Annotated in this window: 28 protein-coding genes and 2 pseudogenes; 12 read left to right on the top strand and 18 right to left on the bottom strand. The window is 70.0% G+C overall.

Annotated elements, in window-relative coordinates; translation table 11 throughout:
• Positions 1-322: 322 nt before the first annotated feature.
• Positions 323-1,732 (bottom strand): hypothetical protein, encoded by a 1,410-nt coding sequence (locus ACLJT4_RS28040; protein WP_411126342.1) that lies wholly within the window; start codon positions 1,730-1,732, stop codon positions 323-325.
• 6 nt (positions 1,733-1,738) lie between these two features.
• A complete protein-coding gene (locus ACLJT4_RS28035) occupies positions 1,739-2,083 on the bottom strand; it encodes a hypothetical protein (RefSeq protein WP_411126340.1) in 345 nt (114 codons plus the stop codon).
• A 92-nt stretch (positions 2,084-2,175) separates the two neighbouring features.
• Here ACLJT4_RS28035 and ACLJT4_RS28030 point away from each other — a divergent pair, with 92 nt between their 5' ends.
• The gene (locus ACLJT4_RS28030; RefSeq protein WP_411126338.1) at positions 2,176-2,673 is read left to right on the top strand and encodes a GNAT family N-acetyltransferase; all 498 of its coding nucleotides are present in this window, start codon (positions 2,176-2,178) and stop codon (positions 2,671-2,673) included.
• A 562-nt stretch (positions 2,674-3,235) separates the two neighbouring features.
• Here the strand turns inward: ACLJT4_RS28030 and ACLJT4_RS28025 are convergent.
• Both ACLJT4_RS28025 and ACLJT4_RS28020 read right to left on the bottom strand, forming a co-directional pair.
• A complete protein-coding gene (locus ACLJT4_RS28025; RefSeq protein ID WP_411126336.1) occupies positions 3,236-4,690 on the bottom strand; it encodes an FAD-dependent oxidoreductase in 1,455 nt (484 codons plus the stop codon).
• Positions 4,691-5,114: 424 nt separating this feature from the next.
• Positions 5,115-5,492, bottom strand: a complete 378-nt coding sequence (locus tag ACLJT4_RS28020; protein WP_411126334.1) for a hypothetical protein — start codon at positions 5,490-5,492, stop codon at positions 5,115-5,117.
• A 463-nt stretch (positions 5,493-5,955) separates the two neighbouring features.
• On the opposite strand from ACLJT4_RS28020, the gene ACLJT4_RS28015 reads away from it, so the two are divergent.
• The gene (locus ACLJT4_RS28015) at positions 5,956-6,525 is read left to right on the top strand and encodes a WD40 repeat domain-containing protein (protein WP_411126332.1); all 570 of its coding nucleotides are present in this window, start codon (positions 5,956-5,958) and stop codon (positions 6,523-6,525) included.
• Here the strand turns inward: ACLJT4_RS28015 and ACLJT4_RS28010 are convergent.
• From ACLJT4_RS28010 to ACLJT4_RS27995, 4 genes and pseudogenes are all read right to left on the bottom strand, one after another.
• Positions 6,471-6,881: a RidA family protein gene (locus tag ACLJT4_RS28010; RefSeq protein ID WP_411126330.1), complete on the bottom strand. Its 411-nt coding sequence runs from the start codon at positions 6,879-6,881 to the stop codon at positions 6,471-6,473. The two genes, ACLJT4_RS28015 and ACLJT4_RS28010, sit on opposite strands and share 55 nt — an antisense overlap.
• Positions 6,882-7,355: 474 nt before the next feature.
• The gene (locus tag ACLJT4_RS28005) at positions 7,356-7,865 is read right to left on the bottom strand and encodes a helix-turn-helix domain-containing protein (protein ID WP_411126581.1); all 510 of its coding nucleotides are present in this window, start codon (positions 7,863-7,865) and stop codon (positions 7,356-7,358) included.
• Positions 7,866-8,190: 325 nt separating this feature from the next.
• Positions 8,191-9,317 (bottom strand): annotated as a pseudogene (locus ACLJT4_RS28000) (IS630 family transposase).
• Positions 9,318-9,598: 281 nt separating this feature from the next.
• Complete coding sequence (locus ACLJT4_RS27995; protein ID WP_411126328.1) at positions 9,599-10,579, bottom strand: GlxA family transcriptional regulator; 981 nt, start codon at positions 10,577-10,579, stop codon at positions 9,599-9,601.
• Between the two features lie 71 nt (positions 10,580-10,650).
• Between ACLJT4_RS27995 and ACLJT4_RS27990 the strand changes: the two genes are divergently transcribed.
• Positions 10,651-11,325, top strand: a complete 675-nt coding sequence (locus tag ACLJT4_RS27990; RefSeq protein WP_411126326.1) for an HD domain-containing protein — start codon at positions 10,651-10,653, stop codon at positions 11,323-11,325.
• A gap of 75 nt (positions 11,326-11,400) precedes the next feature.
• Positions 11,401-11,823, top strand: a complete 423-nt coding sequence (locus ACLJT4_RS27985; RefSeq protein WP_411126324.1) for a Rid family hydrolase — start codon at positions 11,401-11,403, stop codon at positions 11,821-11,823.
• 286 nt (positions 11,824-12,109) lie between these two features.
• On the opposite strand, the gene ACLJT4_RS27980 is transcribed toward ACLJT4_RS27985, so the two are convergent.
• The gene (locus tag ACLJT4_RS27980; protein WP_411126322.1) at positions 12,110-12,421 is read right to left on the bottom strand and encodes a helix-turn-helix domain-containing protein; all 312 of its coding nucleotides are present in this window, start codon (positions 12,419-12,421) and stop codon (positions 12,110-12,112) included.
• A 225-nt stretch (positions 12,422-12,646) separates the two neighbouring features.
• Here ACLJT4_RS27980 and ACLJT4_RS27975 point away from each other — a divergent pair, with 225 nt between their 5' ends.
• A complete protein-coding gene (locus tag ACLJT4_RS27975; protein ID WP_411126320.1) occupies positions 12,647-13,258 on the top strand; it encodes a hypothetical protein in 612 nt (203 codons plus the stop codon).
• Complete coding sequence (locus ACLJT4_RS27970; protein ID WP_411126318.1) at positions 13,255-13,626, top strand: winged helix-turn-helix domain-containing protein; 372 nt, start codon at positions 13,255-13,257, stop codon at positions 13,624-13,626. The genes ACLJT4_RS27975 and ACLJT4_RS27970 overlap by 4 nt, the downstream gene beginning before the upstream one ends.
• Before the next feature lie 228 nt (positions 13,627-13,854).
• Here the strand turns inward: ACLJT4_RS27970 and ACLJT4_RS27965 are convergent, their stop codons facing one another.
• From ACLJT4_RS27965 to ACLJT4_RS27940, 6 genes and pseudogenes are all read right to left on the bottom strand, one after another.
• Positions 13,855-14,802, bottom strand: a complete 948-nt coding sequence (locus ACLJT4_RS27965; protein ID WP_411126316.1) for a bacteriocin fulvocin C-related protein — start codon at positions 14,800-14,802, stop codon at positions 13,855-13,857.
• 266 nt (positions 14,803-15,068) lie between these two features.
• Positions 15,069-15,625 (bottom strand): annotated as a pseudogene (locus tag ACLJT4_RS27960) (IS5 family transposase); the annotation flags it as partial.
• Between the two features lie 287 nt (positions 15,626-15,912).
• The gene (locus tag ACLJT4_RS27955) at positions 15,913-16,122 is read right to left on the bottom strand and encodes a hypothetical protein (protein ID WP_411126314.1); all 210 of its coding nucleotides are present in this window, start codon (positions 16,120-16,122) and stop codon (positions 15,913-15,915) included.
• A 254-nt stretch (positions 16,123-16,376) separates the two neighbouring features.
• Positions 16,377-16,508 carry a hypothetical protein gene (locus tag ACLJT4_RS27950; RefSeq protein WP_411126312.1) on the bottom strand — a complete coding sequence of 44 codons (132 nt, stop codon included), beginning with the start codon at positions 16,506-16,508 and terminating at the stop codon, positions 16,377-16,379.
• Positions 16,509-17,746: 1,238 nt separating this feature from the next.
• On the bottom strand, positions 17,747-18,388 hold the full coding sequence (locus ACLJT4_RS27945) for a polysaccharide deacetylase family protein (protein WP_411126310.1): 642 nt from the start codon (positions 18,386-18,388) through the stop codon (positions 17,747-17,749).
• Positions 18,385-19,065 (bottom strand): TetR/AcrR family transcriptional regulator, encoded by a 681-nt coding sequence (locus tag ACLJT4_RS27940; RefSeq protein WP_411126308.1) that lies wholly within the window; start codon positions 19,063-19,065, stop codon positions 18,385-18,387. The genes ACLJT4_RS27945 and ACLJT4_RS27940 overlap by 4 nt, the downstream gene beginning before the upstream one ends.
• A 95-nt stretch (positions 19,066-19,160) precedes the next feature.
• On the opposite strand from ACLJT4_RS27940, the gene ACLJT4_RS27935 reads away from it, so the two are divergent.
• From ACLJT4_RS27935 to ACLJT4_RS27915, 5 genes are all read left to right on the top strand, one after another.
• Positions 19,161-20,006 (top strand): alpha/beta hydrolase, encoded by an 846-nt coding sequence (locus ACLJT4_RS27935; RefSeq protein ID WP_411126306.1) that lies wholly within the window; start codon positions 19,161-19,163, stop codon positions 20,004-20,006.
• On the top strand, positions 20,003-20,689 hold the full coding sequence (locus ACLJT4_RS27930; RefSeq protein WP_411126304.1) for a VOC family protein: 687 nt from the start codon (positions 20,003-20,005) through the stop codon (positions 20,687-20,689). Before ACLJT4_RS27935 ends, ACLJT4_RS27930 begins: the two co-directional genes overlap by 4 nt.
• 71 nt (positions 20,690-20,760) lie before the next feature.
• The gene (locus ACLJT4_RS27925) at positions 20,761-21,639 is read left to right on the top strand and encodes a fumarylacetoacetate hydrolase family protein (RefSeq protein ID WP_411126302.1); all 879 of its coding nucleotides are present in this window, start codon (positions 20,761-20,763) and stop codon (positions 21,637-21,639) included.
• Between the two features lie 47 nt (positions 21,640-21,686).
• On the top strand, positions 21,687-22,037 hold the full coding sequence (locus ACLJT4_RS27920; RefSeq protein WP_411126300.1) for a DoxX family protein: 351 nt from the start codon (positions 21,687-21,689) through the stop codon (positions 22,035-22,037).
• A gap of 87 nt (positions 22,038-22,124) precedes the next feature.
• Positions 22,125-23,741 (top strand): MFS transporter, encoded by a 1,617-nt coding sequence (locus ACLJT4_RS27915; protein ID WP_411126298.1) that lies wholly within the window; start codon positions 22,125-22,127, stop codon positions 23,739-23,741.
• Between the two features lie 98 nt (positions 23,742-23,839).
• Here ACLJT4_RS27915 and ACLJT4_RS27910 read toward each other — a convergent pair whose 3' ends face one another.
• From ACLJT4_RS27910 to ACLJT4_RS27900, 3 genes are all read right to left on the bottom strand, one after another.
• On the bottom strand, positions 23,840-24,298 hold the full coding sequence (locus tag ACLJT4_RS27910) for a hypothetical protein (protein WP_411126296.1): 459 nt from the start codon (positions 24,296-24,298) through the stop codon (positions 23,840-23,842).
• 38 nt (positions 24,299-24,336) lie between these two features.
• On the bottom strand, positions 24,337-24,774 hold the full coding sequence (locus ACLJT4_RS27905) for a hypothetical protein (protein ID WP_411126294.1): 438 nt from the start codon (positions 24,772-24,774) through the stop codon (positions 24,337-24,339).
• A 75-nt stretch (positions 24,775-24,849) separates the two neighbouring features.
• Positions 24,850-25,158, bottom strand: coding sequence for a hypothetical protein (locus tag ACLJT4_RS27900; protein ID WP_411126292.1), 309 nt, complete (start codon positions 25,156-25,158; stop codon positions 24,850-24,852).
• A gap of 557 nt (positions 25,159-25,715) precedes the next feature.
• Here ACLJT4_RS27900 and ACLJT4_RS27895 point away from each other — a divergent pair.
• Entirely contained in the window at positions 25,716-26,033 is a 318-nt protein-coding gene (locus tag ACLJT4_RS27895; protein WP_411126290.1) for a hypothetical protein, read from the top strand.
• Positions 26,034-26,066: the final 33 nt, after the last annotated feature.

Genomic DNA, 26,066 nt, shown 5'->3' with positions numbered 1-26,066 from the left:
AATGGAAGGGAACGGTTTCCACGAGAGGACCGGTGACCACACTCACGGTCCAGAGGGAGGACGACAGCACACACGCAAGCGGCCCCGCGTCAAGACGCGCGGTACGACACGCTCACCACACATGGTGAACATGCACCCGGGAACGCCGCCTTCGAAGCGGCTACAGTCTGTCGACCTCGATGATCACGCGGGCATGCTAGCACTGCCCGCACGGCACCGTCCTGGTGCCGGCGATGAAGGCCAAGACCAGCACAGCAAGGGGGATCGCAGAAATGGATCAACCCTCGCGGCCTCACCTTGGCGGTTCGGCGGCTTGGTGGTATCAACTGGGGATGCCCAGTCCTCGGCGCAGGAGCAGTGCCGTCTGGCGGCCGAGCGCGGGTGCATGGCGGTCGATGAGTGTGGCCAGTTCCTGGTCGCCGAGCGCTGTGGTCGGTGACGGCGTCCAGCGACGTACGGCTTGTTCGGCACGGAAGCGCAGCTTCGGGTTCCGGTCGGTCAACAGCATGAGCGCGGACCGTAGTTCGACGGTTCCGCCCTGGGCACACAGCAGTCGAAAGGCCGCGGTACGGGTGTGTGCGGGCCGCTCCGGCGCCAGTCTCGTCTCCAACCATTGCGGGGCCAGCTGGTCGGCGTCCGGTATCAGGGCGCCAGTCACCTCGCGGGCTACGGCCGGTGCGGGGTCGTCCACCAACGGACGTAGCCGCGCCGCATCGGTCAGGTCCAGCACCCGCAGGCCCGCGACGGCGCGGGCACGCACCGCGGCGACGGGATGGCCGATCAGCGGCCACAGCAGCTCCGCGTCCCCGCGGGTGCCGCACTCGGCCAGGCCCAGCGTGGCACCGGGCGGGAGGTCTTCGTCCGTCGGATCCGCGCACAGGGCACGGTAGAGCGGCAGCGGATCGATGCCGTTCTGCCGCAGGACCCAGCGTGCGCAGGCCCGTACGATGCCGGCCCGGTCGGAGAGGAACGGCTCGGCCTGTGCGAAGCGCCCCGTCCGCCGCAGCGCGGTCACGCCTGCGGCACGGACCTGCGGCTGCCGCGATCCGAGCAGGAGTTCCAGCGCCTCGCCATGTGCGCCCTCCCGCACCGCCGCCAACGCGGCCTCGGCGCACAAGCCCTGGATGACCACATCGTCATCGGATGCGGCGATCCGGGCCAGCTGGAGGGGAGCGAGCAGATGCCTTTCGACGGCGATCCGATGGCCGAAACGACGCGCGGCACGGTCGCCACCGGTGAGCAGCGCAGTGAGGGCTTCGGGTGGCCCTTCCACGAGGCTCTGCCTCAACAGTGCCGGTGCGAAGTCACCGTGCTGACGACGGGCCATGCGCAACACGAGAGCGGCGAACGGCGCCATCGCCTGGCGTGCCACGCCGGGCAGCAGATCCGCCAGCAGCTCTCGCGCCTCCTCACGCACCGCGGCCACCCAGTCCGCAGACCGGATCACCACCAGCGGCAGCAGGGCCGGGACGGCCGGGGCCCACTCCAGAGCGGCCTCGCGGACCCGGCCGTCGGGATGACACAGGGCGACGGCCAGCTGCGACTCGCTGAGCGCCCCACGAGCATGAGTGCGCAGCCCGGTCAGCGAGCGCAGCGCCCCCCGTCGCACATACGGCAGTGACCGCACCGCGAGATCGAAATCCACCCATGCCTGGGGATCCGCCGCGTCCAGGGACTTCCGGAGCGGTTCGCCGCTCAGCAGGCGGAAGACGGGTTCGTGCGACGTACTCATCGTCCCTCAGACATCGATGTCGATCGCGCGTGGTGCCGATCGTGTGGATGATCGATCGTAGGCGTTACCGGCCGGCACCGACGAACGACTTGTGGCGGCGACATCGCACCACCCCGCTCGTCCGGCTCGACCAGCCTCGGCAATGCGGGCCGCAGCACGGCGACCAGGTTCGCGACCTGTTTGCGTCCTCCGCCCGGTCACCGCCCCGCCCCGGCTGCGGAGCAGATGGAGCTCGACGACGTCGAGGACGACCAGCAGCTGTTCCGCAAGGACCTGACCCGCGAGCAGGTCCTGGACTGGCGCAAACGCGCCGCCGCCGACAGCCGGATCGTCCACGACCACATCGAACACCACAGGCAGTCGGCACAACACCTGTACACCCGGGCGTTCCTCGCCGCCATGCACGTCTACCCGGCCTCGCGCCTTGTGGATAGATTGATGGGATGTTCACGATTCGTCGCGCCTGCCAGAACGACGGGGACATCCTCGGCGAGATCCACGCCACGGCCTGGGAGGCGGCTTATGCCCCCTTCTTTGCCCCGGAGTTCGCCGCACGTGCGGTCCAGAGCAGACGTACACGATGGCACGAAAGGCTCGCACAGGGACCACGGACGATCCTGCTGGCCGAACACGACAGCCAGCCGCTGGCAATGTCCGTCTCCGGCCCCTCCACGACCCGGCCGGGACTTGCCGAGATTTTCACCTTCTTCAGTCACCCCGACAGCTGGGGCAGCGGCATCGCCACCACGCTGATGACCGAGACACTGCACCACCTGCGCAACGTCGGGTTCACCCAGGTACACCTGTGGACACTGCGCGACACCCCACAATCCCGTCGCTTCTACACCAAGTGCGGCTTCACCGAGTGCGGCACCGCACGCACCCACGACTTTGGCGATGGGAATCCCCTCGACCAAGTCGAATACGAGCGCCCGTGCTGATACGCGCAGAAGGCCGCTCGACCTACGCAGTAGGCGGGCGGCGCGGCGCCAACGTCCGGAGGCAACGGTAGGCGGAGCAGCCTCGCCAATCCGATCGGGTGCGAGCTGGCTGGCTCTTGGACTGCCGTCGTGCGACGTGTGTCGACTCCGCGCTGCTGGCCACCGGCCGGAAACCGGACCTCATCGGGGCCGAACGGTTCGCCGGGAACTCGCCGATCGTCGGGCGAGCCGTTGCCGTCGCCGTGACGCTCGGCATCGCCGTGCCGTCGTTGCCCGTCGGGTCTGCCATCACTCGTCACCCGATACCTGCCGGCCAGGCGCCGCCGTCTGGCCGTCGCGCGGAACTGGACGCTGCTGCTGTTCGGTTGTCTGGGTGCCGGCGGCCGGCCCGTGGTTGCGGAGGCTGTCGTCCGGGGCCCGGCTTGAGGTCCTGGACGAGCGCGCCGCACACATCCTGGAGCAGCGAACGGGCGTATGGCGGCGACCTGTCCGGCAACGGAAGCCCGCGGTGTGGGCGGGCCGTGACCTGCGACCCGTGACCCACGGCCACCCACACCCGCGGTCAGCGGTTCAACGCCGCACGCCGGCCCGCCCTGCGGCCGAAGAAGCTGCCGTCACCGAGCGACGCGCCGCTCGCGTAACCCCAGGCGGCGATGCCTGCGGTAGCCCGGCCCGCCGCGAACAGCCCGGGGATCGGCTCGCCGTCCACATGCAGCACTTCGGCGTCCGCGCCGGTGGTCAGTCCGCCGAGGGCGAAGCCCGACGTCATGCCCCGCAGGTCCACGGCGCCCAGCGGGCCGCGCAGGGGCCGCAGCCAGCGGGCGGCCTTGTGCAGCAGAGGGTCGCGGCCCTCCGCGGCGTGCCGGTTGTACACCTCCAGCGTCGCCTCCAGGGCGCCGGCTGGCAGCCCCATCTCGGTGGCCAGTTCGGCCGCTGTCTCGCACACCCACGACGGTCGCAGCCGAAGCATCTCCGGCGCGGACGAGACCCGGCGGGCTTCCTCGAAACCCTCCTCGTCGAGGACGAGGAACGTCTGGTTGGCCTGTTGGAACAGGGCGGCCTGACCGATCCGTCCGGGATAGGTGTCCTCATTGATGAATCGCTGCCCCCGACCGTTGACCATGATCCCGCGGATCAGGTACTGCGGGTCCATGTGCAGGGCGACCTCGCAGGCGTCCATGTGCGCGATCCCCGCGCCCAGCGCCTGGGCCAGCCGCACGGCGAGACCGTCGTGCTCCTCGACCGCCGAGCCCGGACGGTCCAGGAGCAGCGGGGCGTGAGCCGCCAGCATCTCCTCGTTGTAGGTGAAGCTGCCGGTCGCGAGCACGACCCCGCGCCGGGCCCGTACGGTGACCCGCTCCCCGTAACTCCGGGCGACCACGCCGCACACCGTGCCGTCCCGCTCGGTCACCAACCCCTCGATCCGCATGCCGTAATGGGCCTTGACGCCGAGTCGCTCGGCGGTCTCCACCAGCGGCTTCATGAGCATGTAGCCGCCGCCGCGCTCGCCGGTGCGCTTGTTCTCCATCTGCGGCAGGTGGCCGCGCGGCGCGGGCCGGACGAGTTCGGCGAACGGGTGGGCGTTCTCGCCGCCGGAATACATCAGGCCCTCGTCGCCGGCCGGTTCCCAGGCGGGCTCGCCGTAGAAGACGGGCTTGAAGGGCACGCCGCACTCGACCAACCAGTCGAAGTGCGCGACGCTGCCCTCGCTGTACGCGGAGATCTTCGCGGCGTCGGCCCCCGGTCCCATCGCTGCCGTGAGAAACGTGGCCATCTCCTCCGGCGAGTCGTCGAACCCGCAGGCGCGCTGGAGCCCGGTGCCCCCGCCGAGGTAGATGAAGCCGCCGGCCAGGGCCGCGGCCCCGCCCCAGCCGCCGGCCCGTTCCAGTACCAGGACATCGGCGCCGGCCCGTGCGGCCTCCACGGCGGCCGCGGCGCCGGCCACTCCGTACCCGGCGATCACCACGTCCGCAGTGTGGTCCCAGGTGCCGATCTCCGCTGCTGCGTACGGTCTCATGTCGTTCTCCCCTCGCCTCGCGGAATGAGGCAGGAGCGTAGGGGGCCGCAGCGAGCGGCACACGGCCCAGCTCCCAGTGACCGGGAAACGGCGCGCGGGCAAGTCCGAATCGTGCGGCCGCGGCCCCGCCCGGCGACTGGCTCCCACTCAACGGGAGCAGCGGATGCCGCGCGGGAACGGCACGCCGTACGCTCCTCCCACTTCCGCGACCACGATCCGAGAGGGATGGCCCCGTGGCCGACGAAGGCGTCCTGGTAGCGGTCCGCGACCCTGCCCCAGGCCCTGGCGCCGGCCGGCTGGCCGCCGTGGGGACTGGCAGTCGTCGAGCGAGGCGTCGAACCGCAGCCGGCCATGGACGAAATCGACATGCTTGTGGGAGGGATGGTGGGCGGCCGCCGCCACGCCCCAGCACTGCCGGTGCGTCTCATGGGCGGAAGGTGCGGGAGGGGTAGGCGGTGGCGGGCCGCTCGTAGTCGGGGTCGTAGGCGTCCGAGTCGATCGGCAGTGCAGCGTTGCGCTGCGCGCGGCGACCGAGGACGTGCCGCAGCGCGGCCGCGGCCATCCAGGCAGGGAGGGTGTCGAGGTCGTCAGGACCACGCCCCGTCGCGGCCTCCAACCTGCGGTCCGGGCCGTTCGCCTCATCGAAGGCCTCGCGGATGGCCGCCATCCCCATGTACGTGCGGACCTCGTCGATGACGCTACGGACCGAGACGAATCCGCGGCCCGTGGGGGACGACTGCGCCTCGTAGAGGCCGGGAACGAGGGCGCGGCGTGCGCCGATCAGCAGGACCGGCTCCACCATGTCCACGTACCTGTGCCAGGCCCGGCGGCGTCGCCACTCGCGGTATGCCCGTCCCAAGGGTCCCAACACGGCCTGTCCTCTGAGGCGTTGATGCCAACCAGGGTCGAATCCGGTCAGAGTAACCTCGCCCGTGCGAGATCGTGAAGGGAGCGTTGATGTCGTACCGGGAGCTCTGGGAGGCGGGCCCGCGCCGCGACGAGGTGACCGTGCTCGACAGCGGGGCGGAGGCGGTGGGGGCGGTGTGCGCGCTGCCGTCGGCCGAGGGGATGCGGGTGGCCGCCGCGTCGAGCGACGGCCGGATCCAGGACTGGGATCCGCTCACCGGCGAGCAGTGTCTCGTCTTCGGAGAGGAGCGCTCCGCGGTCCTCGCGCGGTGTGCGGTGTCCGTCGGCGGCGAGACGTTCCTCGCGAGCGGCGGCGCGGACGCGACCGTGCATCTCTGGGTCCCCGCACCGGCGCGTCGGTGCGCACCCTGCCCGGTCATGAAGGCCGACTGGTCCACGGGCTGTGCGCGGTGCCGTTCGGCGGCCGCGAGCTGGTGGCGAGCGGCGGGGACGACGGGACGGTCCGACTGTGGGATCCCGCGACGGGCCGGCCGCACCTGGTCCTCGACGCCGGCACCGAACCAGACGACGGCACCCACCCGCGGCGCGGGCTGTGCGCGTTCGAGCTCGACGGCCGGGACGTCCTCGCCACCGGCGGGGACGACGGGACGGTACGTCTGTGGGATGCCGCCACCGGCGAGCTGCTGCACAAGCTGGACTGCGCCAGTCAGAGCTTCGGGGTGTGCGCCGTGCAGGTGGCCGGACGGGCGCTGGTGGCCACCGTCGGCGGCGGTAACGACGACCTGCGGCTGTGGGACGCGGAGAGCGGTGAGCTCCTGCACACCTTGCAGGGGCACACCGGTCCGGTCTGGTGCGGAGTGTGCGCACTGCCCCGGCCCGAGGGCCCGCTGCTCGCCAGCGGAGGCGGCAGCCCTCAGGCGTCGAGTACGGCGGCAACGGCCTCGATCTCGACGAGTTGGTCCTCGTAGCCGAGCACCGTGACGCCCATCAAGGTGCTGGGAACGTCGTGGTCAGCGAACGAGTCCCGAACCACCTGCCAGGCAGTCACCAGATCCTCCCGCCGGCCCGATGCGACGAGAACCCGTGTATTGATGACGTCTTGGAGCGACGCGCCGGCGGCCGTGAGCGCCGTCCGCATGTTCTCGACGGCTTTCAGTGCCTGACCCCCGTAGTCCCCGATCGCTGCCGTCGAGCCGTCGTCGTTCAGGGGACAGGCACCGGCGAGGAAGATCAGACGGGAGTCGGCGGGCGCCGTGGCCGCGTAGGCGTACTCGGCGACGTCGGAGAGGGCGGCGGAGCGGATGAGAGTGATGGCACGAGCCACGATCGTCGGGTCCTTTCCCATCGAGTGCTGAGCGCCGACATCCTGCCAACGTCCGGCGGCCCCCGCCTCCCCTTTTCTCGCCGCTCCGACGCCAACGCCGTCATCTCTGGGCGACACACCTGGACCGGATGATCACCAACCGCCTTCGGAACCCGTCGAGAAACGCTGCTCCTGGAGAACAACGAAGCCTCCCAACTCAGTCCTGAGGAGCACGACATCAAGGACGAGGACGTCGCCCGCCTCTCCCCGCTCAAGCCCCTGCGCGCGAGCTTTGCGGCCCAGCACCGCGCCGAACACGTGCTGATGCAGCTGCCAGATGTCGGCGCCGAGGCCGGCACCACAGCCTCGACGCCGCCGGCCCCTACCTGACCAAGTGCTGGTTCATTCTCCGAGTGATCGCGAGGCTTCGCAGACCAGGTTGGACTGCCTACCCGTCAGAAGGCCGCCACCAGCGCAACGAAGCTCCGGTTGGGCTCACCGCCCGCCCCAACTGCCAGTGCACCCACCCTGCTGGGTGACTGTCACCGGGCCCCGCTTGCTCCCACTCCACCCGAGATTGTCGTCAGTCGGCGCCGGACAGGAGAACCTGCTGGCTCGCAGCCATGAACTCCAGATACCTGCTCTTGATGATCTCGACGGCGGCGCGCAGCTCCGCGAGAGGCGGAGCGAGCTCCTCTTCAGGTGGCCCGGAAGCCTCGAACCGCTGGAATATCGCGAACAGGTCCCGCAGCGCGCCGCAGATCCTCCCCGGCGGCGGTGACCTGCGCGGGGCCGATCAGGTTGAGCCTCATGCACGGGGAAATGCAATGCCTGTATCCCGCCGCTCTCCCACTTCTTGTGCCAGACGTGCACTGCCTGTCGGGAAGTCCCCAACCGCCGGGCTACTTCCGCCTGGGGAACGCCCTCTTCGAACCACTCGGCTGCCTGCAACCGCAGCTTCTCCCGCTGCAGACGCCCCTCCCGCGTCACTCCCGTCTCCTCCATCACCACGGGATAGCACCACCAGACGAGCCGTCAACCCCAGCATCAAGCCTCAGTAAAGAACAAGCTGGGAATCGTGGGGTTCATCGTCGCGTTGAAGATCCGGCTGGAGGCGGGGCGCCCTCGAAGGGCGGGCGGGTTGTCAGCATAGTTCAGGGCTGGTGGGCAGGTCGGGTGATGTGCCGGCATCTCTTCTGTCGCGGTAGCCGACGAAGAGGACGTGCTGCGCGACTGGTGGCGCGCAGGGGCCGACGGGCTTCCTCGGCGTCGGCTTGGCGAGTGCGGCGGGACCCGGGGTTCCGCCGCACTCCCTCCGAATCCCCGGCGCTTAGCACCCCCCGCATCTGCCGGTCCACTTCTCGTGACCTGAGTCAGGGATTCGGTGGCAGTAGGCGGCGACTTGTCGAGGATCCCGCCGGCGGTTTTCGTCCCGACGAACGGTTGCGGGTGTTCGTTCCAGTCGGCCAGCCATGTCCGGATGTCACGTTCGAGAGCCTGGACGGAGCGGTGGACGCCACGCTTGAGCTTCTTCTGCGTGAGCTCTGCGAACCACCGCTCCACCAGGTTCAGCCAGGACGAGCTCGTGGGCGTGAAGTGCAGGTGGAAGCGCGGGTGCGCCAGCAGCCACTTCCTGACCGCGGGCGTCTTGCGGGTCGCGTAGTTGTCGAGGATCAGATGCACGCCGAGGCCGGCCGGCACCTCCTTGTCGAGCCTGGCCAGGAACTTCTTGAACTCCACGGCCCGGTGCCGGCGGTGCAGGGATCCAATGACCTTCCCGCTCGCCACCTCCAAAGCGGCGAACAAGGTGGTGGTGCCGGCCCGGACATAGTCGTGACTGCGGCGTTCGGGAACGCCGGGCATCATCGGCAACACCGGCTGGGAACGGTCCAACGCCTGAATCTGCGACTTCTCGTCCACACATAACACCAGGGCCTTCTCCGGCGGATCCAGGTAGAGCCCCACCACGTCGCGAACCTTCTCGATGAACAGCGGGTCCGTGGACAGCTTGAAGGTCTGCGTGCGGTGTGGGGCCAAGGCGAACGCCCGCCAGATCCGCGAGATCGCCGACTGTGACATGCCTGTGGCCGCCGCCATCGACCTGGTCGACCAATGGGTGGCGTTCTTCGGTGTCTCCTCAAGTGTCTTGACGATCACCCGCTCCACGTCCGCGTCGGTGATCTTCTGCGGAACACCCGGCCGCGGCTCGTCGCACAAGCCGTCCAGACCACGCTCCAGGAAACGTCGCCGCCCGGTGCGGACCGTTTCCGGGGCGACGCCCAGACGTCGCGGCACCTCCATGATCGAGTGTCCCTCGGCGCACTCCAGCACGATCCGCGACCGCTGAGCCAGTGCCTGAGCGGTCGTACGCCGACGCACCCACCCCTCAAGCACAGCCCGCTGGGCATCAGTTACCGACAACGGTGGAATCTTCGGACCCGGACGACTCGTACCCAACCAACGAAGAATCTCCGACTCGGGTCACTCGCAACTCTTCGTCAGAACGCCTGGCGCGGAAGGTTCATCGGGCCAGACGGCCCCTGCCGGAGCCGACATCCTGTCGACCGGTGAGGCGCTCTCGCCTCACCCGTCGAGCGGGGCGACGAACGACGTCTGACCCGAGAGGAAACCGTCGACGAGCGCCGCCGTCCGCGTCCCGCCGCTCTGCTCGGCGGCTTGGGCGGCGGCGACCCGTCGGCGACCCGTCGGCGAACCCCTTCAGGTCGTGGTGGTTGTTCTCAGTCCGTGGGCGGGATTACTGGTGAGGACACCGGACCGTGCGGTGTCGAGTGTGTGAAGGTGCGGCGGTAGGCGGTGGGGGTGGTGTCCAGCGTGCGCCGGAAGTGCAGCCGCAGGTTGGCTGCCGTGCCCAGCCCGCAGTCCCGCGCCACCTGATCCACCGAGAGGCCGGTGGTTTCCAGTAGTTCCCGTGCCCTGCCGAGCCGGGCGTTGAGGACCCACTGCAACGGGGTCGTGCCTGTCTCCTCGGTGAACCGGCGCATGAAGGTGCGTTGCGAGAGGCCCGCGTGCCGGGCAAGCACGCGTAGCGTGAGCGGTTCGCCGAGCCGGTGCAGGGCCCATCCACGGGTACCGGACAGCGACGCCTCACCGGCCACCGCGACGGGAGCCGGCACGTACTGGGCCTGTCCGCCGTCCCGGTGCGGGGCGGCGACCAGGCCGCGGGCGATCTGGTTGGCCACCTCCGCGCCCAGGTCGCGGCGCACGATGTGCAGGCACAGGTCGATGCCGCAGCACACCCCGGCCGAGGTGAGCACGTCGCCCTCGTCGACGTAGAGCACGTCGCGGTCGACCGTGACGGCCGGGAAGTCCCGCTCGAACGCGTCGATGTGCTTCCAGTGGGTCGTGGCGTGCAGCCCGTCCAGTACGCCCGCCGCGGCCAGCGCGAAGGCGCCCGTGCAGATCGACACCACACGCCTGCCTCGGTCGCGGGCTTCGGCCAGTGTGTCGAGCACGGCGTTCGGCAACGGGAGGATCGGTTCGAAGCCCGGCACGATCACGGTGTCGGCGGTGCGCACCTGCTCCAGGCATCCGTCGGCGATCAGTGCGAAACCCGCGGTGGTGGCCACCTTCGGGCCCAGCGCGCACAGGGTCATCTCGTAGGGGGTTTCCGGTCGGGTGGTGAAGATCTGCGTCGGGATCGCCAGGTCGAGCGGGGTGACCCCGTCCAACGCCAGAACCGCGACTCGATGGGCTGCCATGGCAAGATTCTAACGAAGTAAGGAAATATTGCCTCTCGCCAGGTCAGGGTGGTCGCGGCCAGGCTGAGGACATGACCCGACCTACCCGCGAGGCGACCGCCGACCTGATCGCGCTGCCCAGCACGCCACTTGCCGACGCCGTCATAAACCTCATCCGACCGGTGGAAACGCCGTCCGTCTTCAACCACAGCATCCGCAGCTATCTGTTCGCCCGGCTGGTCGCCGGCCACCTCGGCCTGGCCGCCGGCCACGACTACCAGGACGACCTGCTGTTCGCCGCGTGCGCGATGCACGACCTCGGGCTGGCGTCGGACGGCCCGCACCGGCAGCGGTTCGAGGTCGAAGGCGCCGACCGAGCCGCCGAACTCCTCGTCCAACAGGGGGCGTCCACGACCGACGCCGACCAGGTCTGGCAGGCCATCGCCCTGCACACCTCCCGGGGCATCGCGGAACGCCGCGGCACGCTGTGCGTGCTCGTCCGCGAAGGCGTCGCCCTCGACTTCGGCGGCCCGGCGGGCACCGACCACCTCGACGCAATCACCGACGAGCAGGCCGATGCCCTGCACACCGCCTATCCACGGCTGGACATGATCCGCTCACTCACCGACGCGATCGTCGAGCAAGCCGCGAAAGACCCGAAGAACGCACCCCGCTACACCACCCCCGGCGAACTCCTGCGCGAACGCCAGAGCTTCGGCCGGACCCGCCTGGAGCACACCTACCGTTCGTCCCGCTGGGGCGACTGACTCCACGGACTCCACCATCACGCGCCAACAAAAAAGCCAACAGAGATTCAACAAAGAACAGGAAGAAGCACCGCAATGACCATCCACACCGTCGAAGTCCCAGAGAACAACGCGGTCTTCGGAGAGACCACCAACGCCTTCGCAAGCTTCGGCTACTCCGCCGCGGTGCGTGCGCACGGCCTCTTGTTCATCGCCGGAACGATCGGTCGCCGCGCCGACGGAACCATCCCGGACACCATCGAGGAGCAGACCGAGATCGCCATCCGGAAGATCGAGGAGATCCTCCGGATGGAGAACCTCGACATGTCCGCCCTCGTCGACGTCACCAGCTACCACGTAGACATCCGCCAGCACCTGCCCGGCTTCATCAAGGCCAAGCAGCGCCTCGTCGAAGCGCCCTACCCGACCTGGACGATCATCGGGGTCAGCGGCCTCGCCAGTGCGGGGCTCCTCGTCGAGATCCGCGCGACCGCCGCGTATCCCGACGCATCCCGGTAGACCGCCGCTCCTGGGCCCGCTCCCGGGCCCAGGAGCCCGTCGCGGCGGACGTGCAGTCCGTCATGAAGACCGCTCGGCCTCCCGGCCCGCCCGGCCTCGCGCCGCCGGCATGGACGGCCATGTCGATAGCAGCACCAGCCGACGACGGAGACCTTGGGCCGCTGTCCCATCCGCAGCTCGATGGTGGGGGTCTGGCCGGCGGGTGCCCAGGTCCGTCGCACCGGTGGCAGCAGCGACAGACCGGATTCGTCCGAGAAGACGATCACTGCTCCACTGTGCTCGGCTGTCATTTTACCTGGGGCCACACCTCGCTCCGCCAGGTCATCACCGCCTCCTCGTCGCGTTCGTAGGCCCGGCGCCTGGGGGTCTGCCGCGACCAGCCGTGTCGCTTCAGCAGTCGCCACGCCCCGGACGGGGTGGTGTAGTCGGCGCCGGTCGTCTCCTGGATCACCCGGCGGATCCGGGCCGGGGTCCACACCTGCCCAGTGAAGCCGTGCGCGGCGTGGCCCTGCTTCAACGCCTCCGCGACCTGCGCGAATGCGTCCTCCGAGACCAGCGGACGCCTGCCCGACGGCCCTGCGGAGTGCAATGCCTGCATCCCGCCGCTCTCCCACTTCTTGTGCCAGACGCTGCACCGCCTGTCGGGAAGCCCCCAACCGCCGGGCTACTTCCGCCTGGGGAACGCCCTCTTCGAACCACTCGGCTGCCTGCAACCGCAGCTTCTCCCGCTATAGACGCCCCTCCCGCGTCAATCCCGTCTCCTCCATCACCACGGGATAGCACCACCAGACGAGCCGTCAACCCGAGCATCAAGCCTCAGTAGATGACCCTCCAGCCGGCGTACCAGTACCTGTCCTTCCTGGGGTCAGGGGCAACTCCGGACCTCTTTGCTACGACCGTGTTCGCGGCGAAACCCCAACGACTGGGGACCACTTACTGGAAATTACTTGTCGGGTTGGAAAGTTCTTGTCAGTATGATGGGCATCGGAAACATGAACGACGAGGGGGAATCGACATGGGGGGATACGCCTCAAGCGACGCGGCTGCCACGCTGGCTCGCGCGGAGGAGCTGGGTTCCGTGGTCCGCAGAGGCACACGGTGGTTTGCCTGGTATCAGGTCGTGTTCGGCTGTGGTGCGGGACTGCAGTTGCTCATCGTCGGGCTGCTGAAGCCGCCGTACGCGGCGTCGTTCAGTGGTGTGGTCTTCGGTGCGGTAATGGCGGGATTGGGGGTGTACGCGGGCCGACAGCCCGTCGTCCGACGGGGGTTCGGAAAGCGGATCGCCATCACGGTCGGTGCCTGGGCGCTGCTCTATGCGGCGGTGCTGGTGCCGGGCTTCCTCTGTTTCCAGGGTGCCGCGGCCTGGTGGATGGCAGGTGCAGTGGCGGTCGCTCTGCCCGGCCTGATCGGCGGATACCTGGAGGCCCGACGATGACGGGCCCGCACGACGCGATCACGGCACCGTACGCCGGCGCGGCTACGGGAGCCGCCGCACGCGCCGGAAGCCATCCGCGCCACGGGCTGGACGAGGTCATCCACGCCCCGGTGCGCTTCTCGATCGTGGCGACCCTGGCGGCCGCCGAGAAGGCCGAGTTCGCGTTCGTCCGCGATACGGTCGAGGTGAGCGACTCGGTCCTGTCGCGGCAGGTCGCCACCCTGGAGAAGGCCGGCTATGTCGCCGTCACCAAGGGCTACGTCGGCAAGCGTCCGCGCACCTGGCTCGCCCTCACGGCGGATGGCCGGGCCGTGTTCGCCGACCACTGCCGCGCCCTGCGCGCCATAGCGGGTGGTGGCGACGGCTGACGCCGGGCGGGAGCCACGCCATCTCGACGGTTGGTGCAGACGCCAGGGGGGCCCAGTGTCCATATGGATATCTCGCCAGGTCAGGGCACTATTGACCGTCACAGGTCAACGGCCACGCGACCATCTGTTCCGACTTTCGGTGACGCAACTTCACGCTCGCCCGTCTAACGTCGATGGTAATGATCAAGGTCCAGTTGCGCGGACGAGGCCGGTAGATAAAGAACAAGCTTAGGGGACGCAGAACCCACTGCACGGTCCCAGCCACAGCGGACCGCAGCCACGGTCGGTCCAGTTGCAGTAATAGGGTGATGCGTAACACGTCGTGTCGCAGCTTCCCGTCCCTGCGCACTGGGAATTGCAGTCGAGTACCTGAATGTTCTGGTCGCTCCGAGGCACCGCGCTCTGCGTACCGGCAGGGCCCAGCGTCATGAGAACCGCCTGCGCCCCGCTTTCGCCGAACGCCGCCACAGCCGCCGTCTCCAGCCCTTGTACGGCTGTTCCCTGCTTGCGTCCCGCGATGATCTGCGGTGCCAGCCGCGTCGCGTCGTCCAGGACGGCGGACTGCTCGGCCGACAGACCGGGGTGTGTCTTCCGGTAGTTCGCGAAGTGTGCCACCCACAGATCACTCCGAGCCGAAGCGGACAGCGCGCCGTAAATGGCGCGCCGATAGTCCGCGGGGTAGGAAGCGAACTCGGAGTAGCCGGAGGGCAGTCGGTCGTGGTTGGCCTTCACCCATCGCGATGCCTTACTGCCCCTGACACGGGTCACAGCCTGCGCGGGTGAGGCGGCCAGGCCGCCGGTGACCAGGAACGTTCCCAGGGCCAGCCCCGGGACGGCCCGGAGGATCCCTCGGCGGCTCGGGGGCCGCAGCACATCGAGGTCGCGGAGGGCGCGCACCACCCGCAGTGAGTCCGACGGCCCCAGCAGCCGCGCCAGGCGCAGGGACAGCGCGGTCCCGGTCCAGGCCCGCACCTGGTCGCCGTCGACTGCCAACAGGGTCGGGGCCCACTCGGCTCCTTCCCCCAGAGCACGCGCGCGCAGGCCGCGAATACGGGGGTCCGTGAGCCCCGCGGTGGTCAACGTACCGTCGACGGACCCACGGACCCGCTCCACCACTTCTTTACAGAACCGGCAGTCGGCGTCGAATGCTAATACCCACTCGGTCACAATCTTCACCCCCATGTTCGTGTGGCAACCCGCCCCATGGTGCCCGTCCGGTGTGGGTTTTCACGCCGAGCCGTAGCGCGCTGTTCTGTACTCTTGCGCGCTTTGGGCCTGTCCGAAGGGAAATTATTTACCGGGACGTCTGGAAGCGTCAATCATTTCGACGGGAATCGAGACGTTGCGCAATCACAGGACATGCTTACGACGGGAGCACCTCCGTAGCCAATGCGCCTGTACAAACTCGGTTTACGCATGAGTGATGACCGCGTTCGTTTGGATCATCGCGCGAACCAGAGGTAGATGCCTGCGATATGGAGTCCTGCCAGGTAGAGGGCTGCGGTCCTCTCGGAGCGGGTGGTGACGCCTCGCCACTGCTTCAGGCGGTTGAGGCACCGATCGACGGTGTTGCGCTGCTGGTAGGTCTCGCGGTTGAAGGCCGGTGGCCTGCCGCCCCGGCTGCTCCGACGCAGCCGGTGGTCGTGCTGGTCAGCAGGGACGGCGATCACGGCCCGGATGCCGCGCTTGCGTAAATGCTCGCGGATCGCGCGGGAGGAGTGCGCCTTGTCGGTCAGTACCGCATCGGGCCTGGTGCGGGGCCGGCCACGGTGTGGTGGAACGCGCAGTCGGGCCATCACGTCGGTGAAGGCGGGTGCGTCGCCGGCCTGTCCGGCGGTGAGGACGCAGGCCAAGGGCCCGCAGCGGTCGTCGGCGGCAAGGCGGATCTTCGTGGTCAGCCCGCCGCGGGGCCAGCCGATGGCGTGGCTGTCCGGCTCGCCTGCCGGGCCCCGGCCACGTGCTGGTGCGCCCGCACGATCGTGGAGTCCACAGCGACGGCCACCCGGTGCCCTGGCACGCTCGTTGGACGTGGTCGCCGACGGGCAGGTCGATGGCTGGTCCTGCACCGGATCGCGGACGGCTCCGAGCCGGTCTGGCCCCATGCGGCGTGTACTGCGGAGGGCAGCGGCTCCTGGGTGGCCTCGATGTGGGTGTGGGTGTGGTGGGCGCGGTGGGATCCTTTCCGTCGCGTTCCCTCCGATTGGCCATCAGAGGGCGTCCAGCATGGCGGTCCGGGGCGGCTCGAACAATCCGGCTGCCCCGGGCCGTTCCACTGGTGTTGGGCGGTTAGTTGTTGCCCTTCGGGTGGAGGGTTCCGCTGTCGCGGAAGTGGGTGAGGTCGTCGTCGAGGCCGGCGGTGAGTCGCATCGGGGTCAGTTCGATGTCGGCGTCGACGGCGCGCACCCGGGGCTGGGGCTCCCGTGGTTCGTTCGCGGTGGCGGTGGCGGCGTGCTGTTGGGGGCCGTGGCCGAGGGGCCGGCGGCGTGTGCTGCTCATGGGCGTGATCGTACGATCGTCCTCGACGACCCGTCCCGCCCGGCCCCTTGGACACCGGGACCAGACGAGTTGCTGGTCCGCTACCGCTGGCACCCTGACGGTCCCGATATGCCGCGCGCTTCGCTGTCCCGGAGCGCGCGGCTTCGGTGTCCCGGTGCGTGCCGCCGGGCTGTCGAACACGGCTGTCGACCGACAGTGAAACGCAGGGGAGGAGCCGGCGCCGAAGGGCCGGCGCCTCCCCTCTGTCCGAGCTTTTACGCCATGGCCCATTCCAGTCCGTGTTCGGCGAGTGCGGTGAGTTTGTCGGTGGTGAGTTTGTCGCGGCGGGTCTTGGTGTCGGAGAGGAAGATGCCGAGCTTGACGGTGTGTTCTTGGTCGTCGGTCACGAGGGTCTCGACGTGGTCCCGGGGGACCTTCAGGTGCCTTCGCGGGACTTGTATTGGGCCAGGGCCGCGATGCCTCGTTCGAAGGCCGCCGAGACCCCCTTCCGGGCCTTCGTCTCCTTCACGGGCGCTTCTTTCTCGGCGACCGGCGGCGGCTTGACGCCGAGTGCGGTCAGGAGCTCGCGCTGCTCCTCGCCCAGTTGCTCCCACCCCGTGCGTTGTGTGTGCAGCCAGGTGCCGATGTCCTGGCCGCACCCGCACCTGTGCGAGGACTGTCAGAGCCGGGCCGTCGAAGCCGACCAGTAGGCCAAGGACGAAGAGCGCAAACGCCAGGAGCAGGAACGAATCCGCCAGGAGCAGCAAGCCGAGCAGGCCGCGAACAAGTCTCGCGGCTGGCTCTCTCGCTTCCGCACCTGACCCGGGCAAGCCTTCCGTCGATGCCGCGGTCAAGCCCAAGGTTGCCCTGGCAAGCCCGTGTTGTCGGCCGCGGGCCACGTCCACGACGGCCTCAACTGCGGACCCTTTCCGCACCGGATCTACGCCACGCTCGCCGGCGGGCCGTTGGACGGATCGCTACTGACCATCACGCACTGGCGACTGCCGGAAGCCGACAACGGCGTCGCCCTGCCCACCGAGCTGGGACGATGGACAGGGTGCCGCACCCCGTACGGCCTGGACCCAACGAGCCACGCTTGCCCGGTCCGAGCACGAGATGCCGCCCCTACTACTCCGGCGGCATCCCCTGACCACGCTCTTCGAGACGGACGACGGGTCCGGCCAGCCGATCCGCACGCTGAGCTGCGCAGGGTGTGACTATCGCTTGCGCCGCCATCGGGTGAACAGCCCGCGGATTCCTGTTCGCGGCACCCCGGCCGGCTGCTCTGGCTGTGGCGACAAGGCCGGCGCAGATGCGGATTCCACAGGCACACCGACGGAAGGCGGTTGTGCCGGTCGTGGGGGAAGCGGGGTAGTGCAAGTCGCCAACGGAGGACGATTCACTGGGGTTTCAGCTCGCTCCTCCATAGGCGGTGAACTCGGCTTGGGAGGCACCGGGGACGTGAGCTCGGCCGGTGTGACAGCTCGGACGGGTGCCGGGGCCTCTGGCACGTGGGGCGGGGCGCCGTTCGGCTTCGTGTACGCCTCCCAGGTCAGCCGGGCCAGATCGCCGGAACAAGCCTCGCAACATCTTCGCGTCCCCCTCGCACCGCTTCTCCGACCCGCGCGCCCGGTCGGGGCGTCTCCTAGCTGGCCAGGAGGTGGTCGACGGGGTGGAGGAGGTGTCCTTGGCGGATCGGGACGCAGTCGGGTGGGAAGTCCTGGACGAGGTCGGCGCCGAGTTCTTCGAGGCTGTCGAGGAAGCGTGGGAGGTGGCACATGGCGCCGGTGGGCAGGTCGTGGAGGACGACGAGGCTCCAGTCGCGGGTGGTGAGGTCGGCCAGGCAGCGGTCGACCCAGGTGGCGGGGCTGTCCCAGTCGTGGGGGACGCAGTTCCACAGCACGCAGGTGTAGGCGTGCTGCTGGAGGTAGGTGAGGCTGGTGTGGCTGAGGAGTTTGTGGTCCAGGATGCCGCCGCGTCCGTAGGGGCGGAACAGCAGGTCCGGTGAGGCGAGGTCGCCGATGAGGTGCTGTGCCTGGCCGATCTCGCGTTCGGGGAGGTGGGGGTCGTCGCTGTCGCCGAGTTGGATCGTGTGGGTGAGGGTGTGGTTGCCGATCCGGTGGCCTTCCGCCGCAGCACGTTCGGCGGCGGCGCGGTTGGCCGGATCCTTCAGGTTCTCGGCCACCAGGAAGAAGGTGGCTTTGGCCTGGTGGCAGGCGAGGGTGTCCAGGACCTGTGAAGTGACGGGCGCGGTCGGGCCGTTGTCGAAGGTCAGAGTGATCTTCATGCTGCGCCCTGGGCGGGGGGAGTGCGGTGGGTGAGCCCGGCCAGGAGCAGGTCGGCGACGGCGTCGGCGTGCTCGATGACGGCCTGGGGGTCGAGCGGGTCGCCGGGGCCGATACGGCGGGCCAGGCCGAGGAGGCTGAAGGGGGCGCCGGCGCCGTGCGCGAGGAGGAAGTGCAGGGTGCGCACGGGCACGGGGGCGATCTGTCCCTGGTCGATCAGCCGGCGCAGGGGCGCGGTGAGCGTGTCGAGCATGGGCTCGACGTGGTGTTCGTAGAGGTGGGCCAGGCGGGGGGTCTCCGCGACGCCTTCGATGTTGACCAGCCGTAGCACCTCGGGGTGTTCGGCGTGGACGAGGACGAAGCGGCGGATGATGCGGCGGGTCTGCTCCAGCGGTCCGCCGGTGGGGTCCTTGAGTTCCGGTGCCAGCTGCGTGGTGATGCGGGAGAAGGCCCAGTCGACGGTGGCGTACCAGAGCTTCTCCTTGGAGCCGAAGCGTTGGTGGATCAGGTTGTGGCTGACGCCCAGCTCGCGGTTGAGCGCGGCGATCGAGGTCCCGTCGTAGCCCTTGTCGGCGAACATCCGCAAGGCGCCGCCGAGGATCTGCTCCAGCGTGGCGGGGGCGAGCTGTGCCGGGGGGCGTCCGCCGCGTCGGGCGGGTGGGGTCGTCTGCGTGCTCATGGGTCCACTCTAGCGCCATGTTGACGTGCATCAATTTTTAATTGATAGTCGTCAACATAGTCGGTGGTGCGCCCGTCCCACCGTCGGAGGTAGCCATGAGACGTGAGAACCATGTGATCGGTGAGACGTTCGCTTACCGCTTCGCCCATCCGCAGGCCGATCACGTGCTGCTGGTCCAGCACGGCATCGGCGGCCACGGAGGGATCTACGACACCTTCGCCGCCGCCTACGCCGGACTCGGCGCGGAGGTGTGGTGCATGGACGCGCCCGGCCACGGGCAGTCCCGCACGACCCGCCCGGCGGGCCGGTTCACCCTTCAGGAATGGGTGGACGCGGCCGTGGAGGCAGGCGAGTACATCGCGGCCGAGACCGGCCTGCCGGTGTTCATCAAAGGGTCCTCGCTCGGCGCGGCGGCCGCCTACTGCGCCCACGCCGCCGGTGAGACCTTCGCCGGAGCCGTGCTGATGGGATACATGATCCCGACCTCGCCGCTGGTCCCCGCCGACAACCCGTTCCGCACCCTCGCCTTCGAGCGCATGATCGAGACGTTCGGGGATGCCCTGCAGTTCGACATCGGCCGCTCCTACGACTTCGACACCGACTACGGCTACACCGGCGCCGACCGGCAAAAGCGCCAGGACCCGCTCAACACCTGGTCCTACGACCTGGCGTCCGTGGGATCGCTGATGCGCTACGACCCGGCCGTGCCACTCGCGGCCAACACCAAGCCCATCCTGTTCACCGTCGGCGAGAAGGACCCGGTCTTCACCCCCGAGATCGCCCGCGTCGTCGTCGCCGCCACGGCCGGCCCGGTGGAACTGCACGTCCACCCCGAAGGGGTCCACCAGTTGATGCTCTTCCACACCGCCGACTACGCCCGTGTGGTCAGCACCTGGTGCCGCACCACCCTGCCCACCCCGGCCAAGGAGGCCCGACCGTGACCATCCACCCGCGCGGAGTCAACCATCTGGCCATCGCCACCCGCGACGTCAAGGCCCAGATCGACTTCTTCACCGACGTTCTGGGCTGCGAGCTCAAGGCCCTGTACTGGATGCACGGCGCCGAGGGCACCTGGCACGCCTTCCTCGAACTCAACCCACACTCCTACATCGCCTTCGTCCAACACCCCGACAACCCGGACGCGTTGGAGTGGGGCCTGACCCACGCCGGCACGCCCACCGGGCCGGTCGCGGCGGGCGCCATGCAGCACGTCGCCTTCGACCTGGGCAGTGTCGAGGAGCTGTTGGCCCTGCGGGACCGGATCCGCAGCCGCGGCGTCATGGCGATCGGCCCCGTCGACCACGGCTTCTGCCAGTCCCTCTATTTCGGCGGACCCGAGGGACTCGCCCTGGAACTCACCACCGGTGAGGCCATCGACGACACGGCGTGGATCGACCCGGAAGTCGTCGCGCTGGCCGGCATCACACCGGACGAACTCGCCCGCTACCGCGAACCGGCCCCATACCAGCAGCCCGGCATACCGGTCGCCCAGCCGGCCCTCGACCGCGGAAAGCCCCACCTCAACTTCCCCGACGAGATCTACCAGGTGCTCGCCACTGCCTCCGACGAACAGGTGCGGGCGACGCTCAGCGACACCGAACCCCCTGTCGCACCGCACGACTGACCCCGTCACGGCCCACGGCCTCCCGCTGCCGCGGGCCCTCACCCGGAAGAGAAGAAAGGCCCCTCGATTCGATGAAAATCGCCAACCTGGACGGACGGGCCGTCGTGATCACCCCGGACGGTGTGATCGACGTGGCAGCAGCCTCCGGCGGCCGCTTCCCCGCGTCCCCCGACGCCTGCGTCGCGCACGTCGCGCAGATCCGTGACTGGCTCGCCACCGACCAGCCTGCCAAGGACCCGACGGTGACCCTGGCCACGCTGGAGGCCGACGCCGCGCGCCTGGGCCCGCCCGTGACCGCCCCGTCGCAGATCTTCGCCATCGGCCTCAACTACCGCGACCACAGCACCGAGACCGGCCTGGCCCTGCCCGACGAGCCGCTCGTCTTCACCAAGTTCCCCTCCAGCCTGGCCGGTCCCACAGCCGACATCCCGCTGCCCACTCCCACCTGCGACTGGGAAGTCGAACTCGTCGTCGTCATCGCCGAAGGCGGCCGCGACATCCCCGCCGACAAGGCCCTCGACCACGTCGCCGGATTCTGCGTCGGCCAGGACATCTCCGAACGCACCGGCCAGATGGCGGGAAGGCCCCCGCAGTTCAGCCTCGCCAAAAGCCACCCGGCCTTCGCCCCGATCGGCCCCTGGATCACCACACCGGACGAACTCGACGACCCGGCCGACCTCACCCTGACCTGCACCCTCGACGGCGACATCGTCCAGCAGGGGCGCACCCGCGACCTCATCTTCGACGTCCCGACCCTGATCAGCCACCTGTCCCGGGTGTGCGAACTGCGCCCCGCAGACCTGATCTTCACCGGAACCCCCTCCGGCGTCGGCTACGCCCGCACCCCCGCCCGCTACCTCACACCCGGCAGCACGCTGCGCTCGGCCATCACCGGGCTCGGCGAGCTGCGCAACCGCTGCACCAGTACCGGTCGCGGCAGCGCGCCCTGATCGGCCCGTCCGAGAACGCCCCCACAATCCGCCCCTAGGAACCACCGATGCACGCCACCATCGTCACCCTGACCATCCTGCTGTCCGTCGTGTTCGCCTTCTCCGGAGCCGGCAAGACGCTCGCCACCGCCACCGCCCGCAAGCACGCCGTGCACCTGGGCATCAGCCCGCGGCTGAGCCGGCTCATCGGCGTCGCCGAACTCGCCGCCGTCATCGGCCTGCTGGCCGGCCTCGCGATCACCCCCCTCGCCTCGGTGACCGCGGCCGCGATCTGCCTGCTCATGATCGGTGCCGCGGGCTCCCACCTCAAGGCCCAGGACCCCGCGAAGGCCGTCGCCCCCGCCGTCGTCACCGCCCTCGTCGCCACCGCCCTGCTGCTCCTCACCCTCACCGTCTGACCGCGCCGCCAGCACGGCACCGCACACGGACGAGCACGTTCGCGGGCCCGGCGCGGCCCGCCCCACGCAAGACACGAAAGGCCCCCGATGCCGCTGATAGCCAACACTCCGGTGAACCGGATGGACGGTCCCTACGCCCGCAGGTGGTGGGCGCTGCTGGTGCTGTGCCTGAGCCTGCTGATCGTGGTGATGGCCAACACCTCGCTGATCGTCGCCGCACCCGACATGACCCGGGACCTGGGCCTGAGCGCCAGCGACCTGCAGTGGGTCATCGACGGCTACACCGTCCCCTACGCCGCGCTGATGCTCGTGCTGGGCGCCCTCGGCGACAAGTACAGCCGCCGCGGTGCGCTGGTCGCGGGCCTGCTGGTCTTCGGGGGCGGTGCGGTGGCCGGCAGCCTGGCGCACAGCGCCGGAGCGGTCATCGCGGCCCGCGCGGTGATGGGGATCGGCGCGGCGGTGGTCATGCCGGCGACCCTGTCGCTGCTGGTCGCGACCTTCCCCCGCGCGGAACGCGCACGGGCCATCACCGTCTGGGCAGCCACCTCGGGGCTGGCCATCGCCGCCGGTCCGCTGCTCGCCGGATGGCTGCTGGAGGACCACGACTGGAACTCGACGTTCCTGATCAACGTGCCCGTCGCCGCCCTCGCACTCGCCGCCGTGCTGGTGCTGGTGCCGCCGTCGCGGGCCGTGGGCATGGGGCGGCTGGATCTGGTGGGCGGGCTGCTGTCGGTCGTGACGGTCGGCTCCCTCGTCTACATGATCATCGAGGGCCCGCACCACGGCTGGGGAGCGCCCGCGCTCACCGCCGCCGCGGTCGCCGCCGCCGGGCTGGCCGCCTTCATCGCCTGGGAACTGCGTCACCCGCGCCCGCTGCTGAACCTGGACCTGTTCCGTGACCGGGCGGTCACCGGCGCGGTCCTGGCCGTGCTGCTGTTCTTCCTGGGCACCTTCGGCACCATCTACTACACCACCCAGCACCTGCAATTCGTCCTCGGCTACGGCCCGCTGACCACCGGAGTGCGGCTGCTGCCGCTGGGCGCCGCCGTGTTCACCGGCGCGGCCCTGACCGGCCCGCTGACGACGCGACTGGGCACCAGGTACGTCGTGACGGCCGGCATGACGCTGGGCACCGTCGCGGTGCTCCTGCTCACCCGCATCGACGACGCTTCGACCTACACCGACTTCCTGCCGACCCTGCTGCTGCTCGGCCTGGCCATCGGGCTCAGCACCGCACCGTGCACCGACACGATCATGGGGGCCTTCCCCGAAGCCGACCTCGGCGTCGGCGGCGGCATCAACGACACCGCCATCGAACTCGGCGGCTCCCTGGGCATCGCCGCCCTCGGCTCCATCCTGGCCACCACCTACAAGGACACCCTCACCAGCACCCTCACCGGCCACGTGCCGCCCGCCGCCCTGGACACCGCCACCGACTCCATCGGCGGTGCCCGGGCCGTCGCCGAGCACATCAGCCACGACCCGGCCCTTGGCGTCCAGCCCGCCCAGGCCCTCACCGCCGCCGCCGACCACGCCTTCGCCCACGCGATCGCCCACACCAGCCTCATCGGCGGCATCATCCTCGCCGCGGGAACCATCCTGGTCACCCTGATCCTCCCCACCCGCCAACCCACCCCGCCCGCACAGAAGCCGGAACCGAACACCCCGGCAGTCACCCCCGCACCGACCACGGCAACCCGGTGAACGCTGTCACCCGGCGCTGACCGAACCGACCCGACGACCCCGCTGACGGGCGGCCCCAACTCCGCCCGCGGCACCACCACCCCGGCCGACCTGCGCGGTCAACCCGCCCCAGGCACGTCGCCGTCGTAGACGTACCGGATACCTGGGGTCCGCAGCGCGGAGGCGAGGTGGCCGCGGACGGTGATGGTTCCGGCGACGGCCAGGTGCAGCGCGGCGCCGGCGGCGTGCAGCATCGCTTCCTGGATGTCGGGCTTGAGGTTCTCGTACGGCCGCCAGATGTTCAGGCCGGCGCGGTACTTGCGGCCGGTGGCCTGCCAGATGTGCTCCAGGACGGCCCGGCCCTGCCTGCCCCGGCCGCTCGTCGACGAGAGGCTGACCTCATCGAGCAGGAACCGCAGCAGCCGGAACCACACCGCCGTGCACGGTGCGGCCCGAGAGGACGACCCGCCCGGTGGCGAGCCCTTCGAGGTGTAGCGGTCCACGGTGGCCAGAGGTCCGGCCAGCGGCGTCGGGACCGGACCCTCGTGGCCGAAGGCAACCGACCGGTGGACTTGCACGGCGTCCTCCAGGCGGCACCCGTGCTCGAAGCAGCCGGTCACCAGGGGCAGCCGTGGACGCTGAGCACGCCGGCCATCTGGCGCTGCAGGCGGTGTTGGAGCGTGCGCCTGCCGCCGAGGAAGCGGCGGCGGCCGGCGCGGGCCTGGACGGTACCGCCGAGGGCGCCGCAGTGCTCGGCGTTCTGGAGCTGGAGGAGGTGATGGCCCGGCAGATGGCTGTTCGTCTGCCGGGCCGCGAGGTGGTGGGCTTGTTGCGGGAGTTGGCGTGCATCGTCCATGGCGTCGGTGGCAGCCCGTGTTGCTGGGTCCGCGCGGTCTGGGGTGCGTTCGCGGGTCTGCTGCGCCGCGACGTCGAGGCCGCCGCGCCCGCCGTGCGGCGCGTGGCCTTCGACGTCGGTCTGGACGAGGTCGGCTTCCGCGGTGCCAGTCGCATTCCTACCTGCCGCCGGCACCGCGGGCACGGACGCCGCAGCCACCGGCGGCGCCGCAGGAGCGGGGGAGTGGGTCGGGTGGTTGAGGCCGAGTCCCGCCGTTCCGCCGGCCGCCGGTCTTCAGCAGCGGGCGGGGTGGAAGGCGAGCGCGATCATCACCTCCGGGGTGGTCGCCGACGTCATCGACTCCCTCCTCGAGTACGCCCGTGCCGCGGCTGCCGCGATCCGGCCCGGGTCGCGGCTGTGGTCGACGTCGCCTTGGCGGCCGTTGACGTCACCGCGATGGTGTTCGTCATGAACGGTGGCGGCTGGTTCCATCGCCGTCCCCTGCTCGCCGAAGCTCGTCGTCACCTCGCTCTCGTCCTGCGCGGCCGCCGCCGCGAGCCGGGCCTGGACAACGCGATCGTGGACGCCGCGCGCGCCACGCACTGCCTGGACATCAGCGAGCCGAAGACGCTGCGCGGCCGGATGCCGGCCTACCACCTCTACACCACCCGCTGGTCGCCTGCCGACCTCGAACCCGACCGCCGACCACGCGCGACCGGTTCCCCGCGAGGACCGTCCCCGGCGACTGGGCCGCCACCCGGTTGGAACGGGCGGCGGTTTGGCAGCACACGACCGGCACGCCGTTCGTCCTCGCGAACCCCGTGGTCCAGGCCAACCGGGTCCGCGGCCTGGCCCACCTGCTGGACTGGCTGGAGGACTTCCCCGGCTCCTCCTGGCAGCAGCGGTGGCTCGCCAGCGGCGCCGAGTCAGCCGCGTGGAGCTCGCGGAGAGGGCGGCGGGCGGCTGTGGACAGGTCGGTGAGGGCGGTGATCTGGCCGGTGAGGCGGCCCGGCAGTGGGCGGAAGCGCTGCGGACCGAGCTGAGCGCGCTCACCGTTTCACGGCGGTTTCATCGGCCGCTCCTAACGTCTTGCCCGACGTGTTGGCCACCGCGCGGGCCCTTGCCTGCCACGTGCGGCGAACGGGGGAGCGGAGTCTTCGGTGGACGAATTGCCGCACAAGCTGGTTCCTGAGGTCTTCATGGACGGGCTGATCGCACCCGCGGGGTGGTTGCGCGTGCAGCACCGCAAGAAGAAGGGGGCGAGGGCGGAGGCGGTCGCGCCGGCTCCGGTCGAGGGCCCCGCGCAGGCGTTGCTGCGCCACACCCGGCAGGTGGACCGGCCGCTGACCGCCGAACCGCTCGCCCCGGGCCCGGCACTCCTCATCCGCACCTTCCACCGCGCCACCCCGGACGGCCGGACGCTGCGCGCCGACGCCGCGCCGGATCTCGCCGCCCGGACCGAGGCGGCGCTGCCGTGACGTCATACCGCCACCGCCCGCAGGGGCAGCCAC

Source organism: Streptomyces sp. x-19, assembly GCF_046549115.1.
GTDB lineage: Bacteria > Actinomycetota > Actinomycetes > Streptomycetales > Streptomycetaceae > Streptomyces > Streptomyces albulus_C.
Note: the sequence above shows the minus strand (reverse complement) of the source record. Positions and strands in the feature narration are given on the sequence as shown.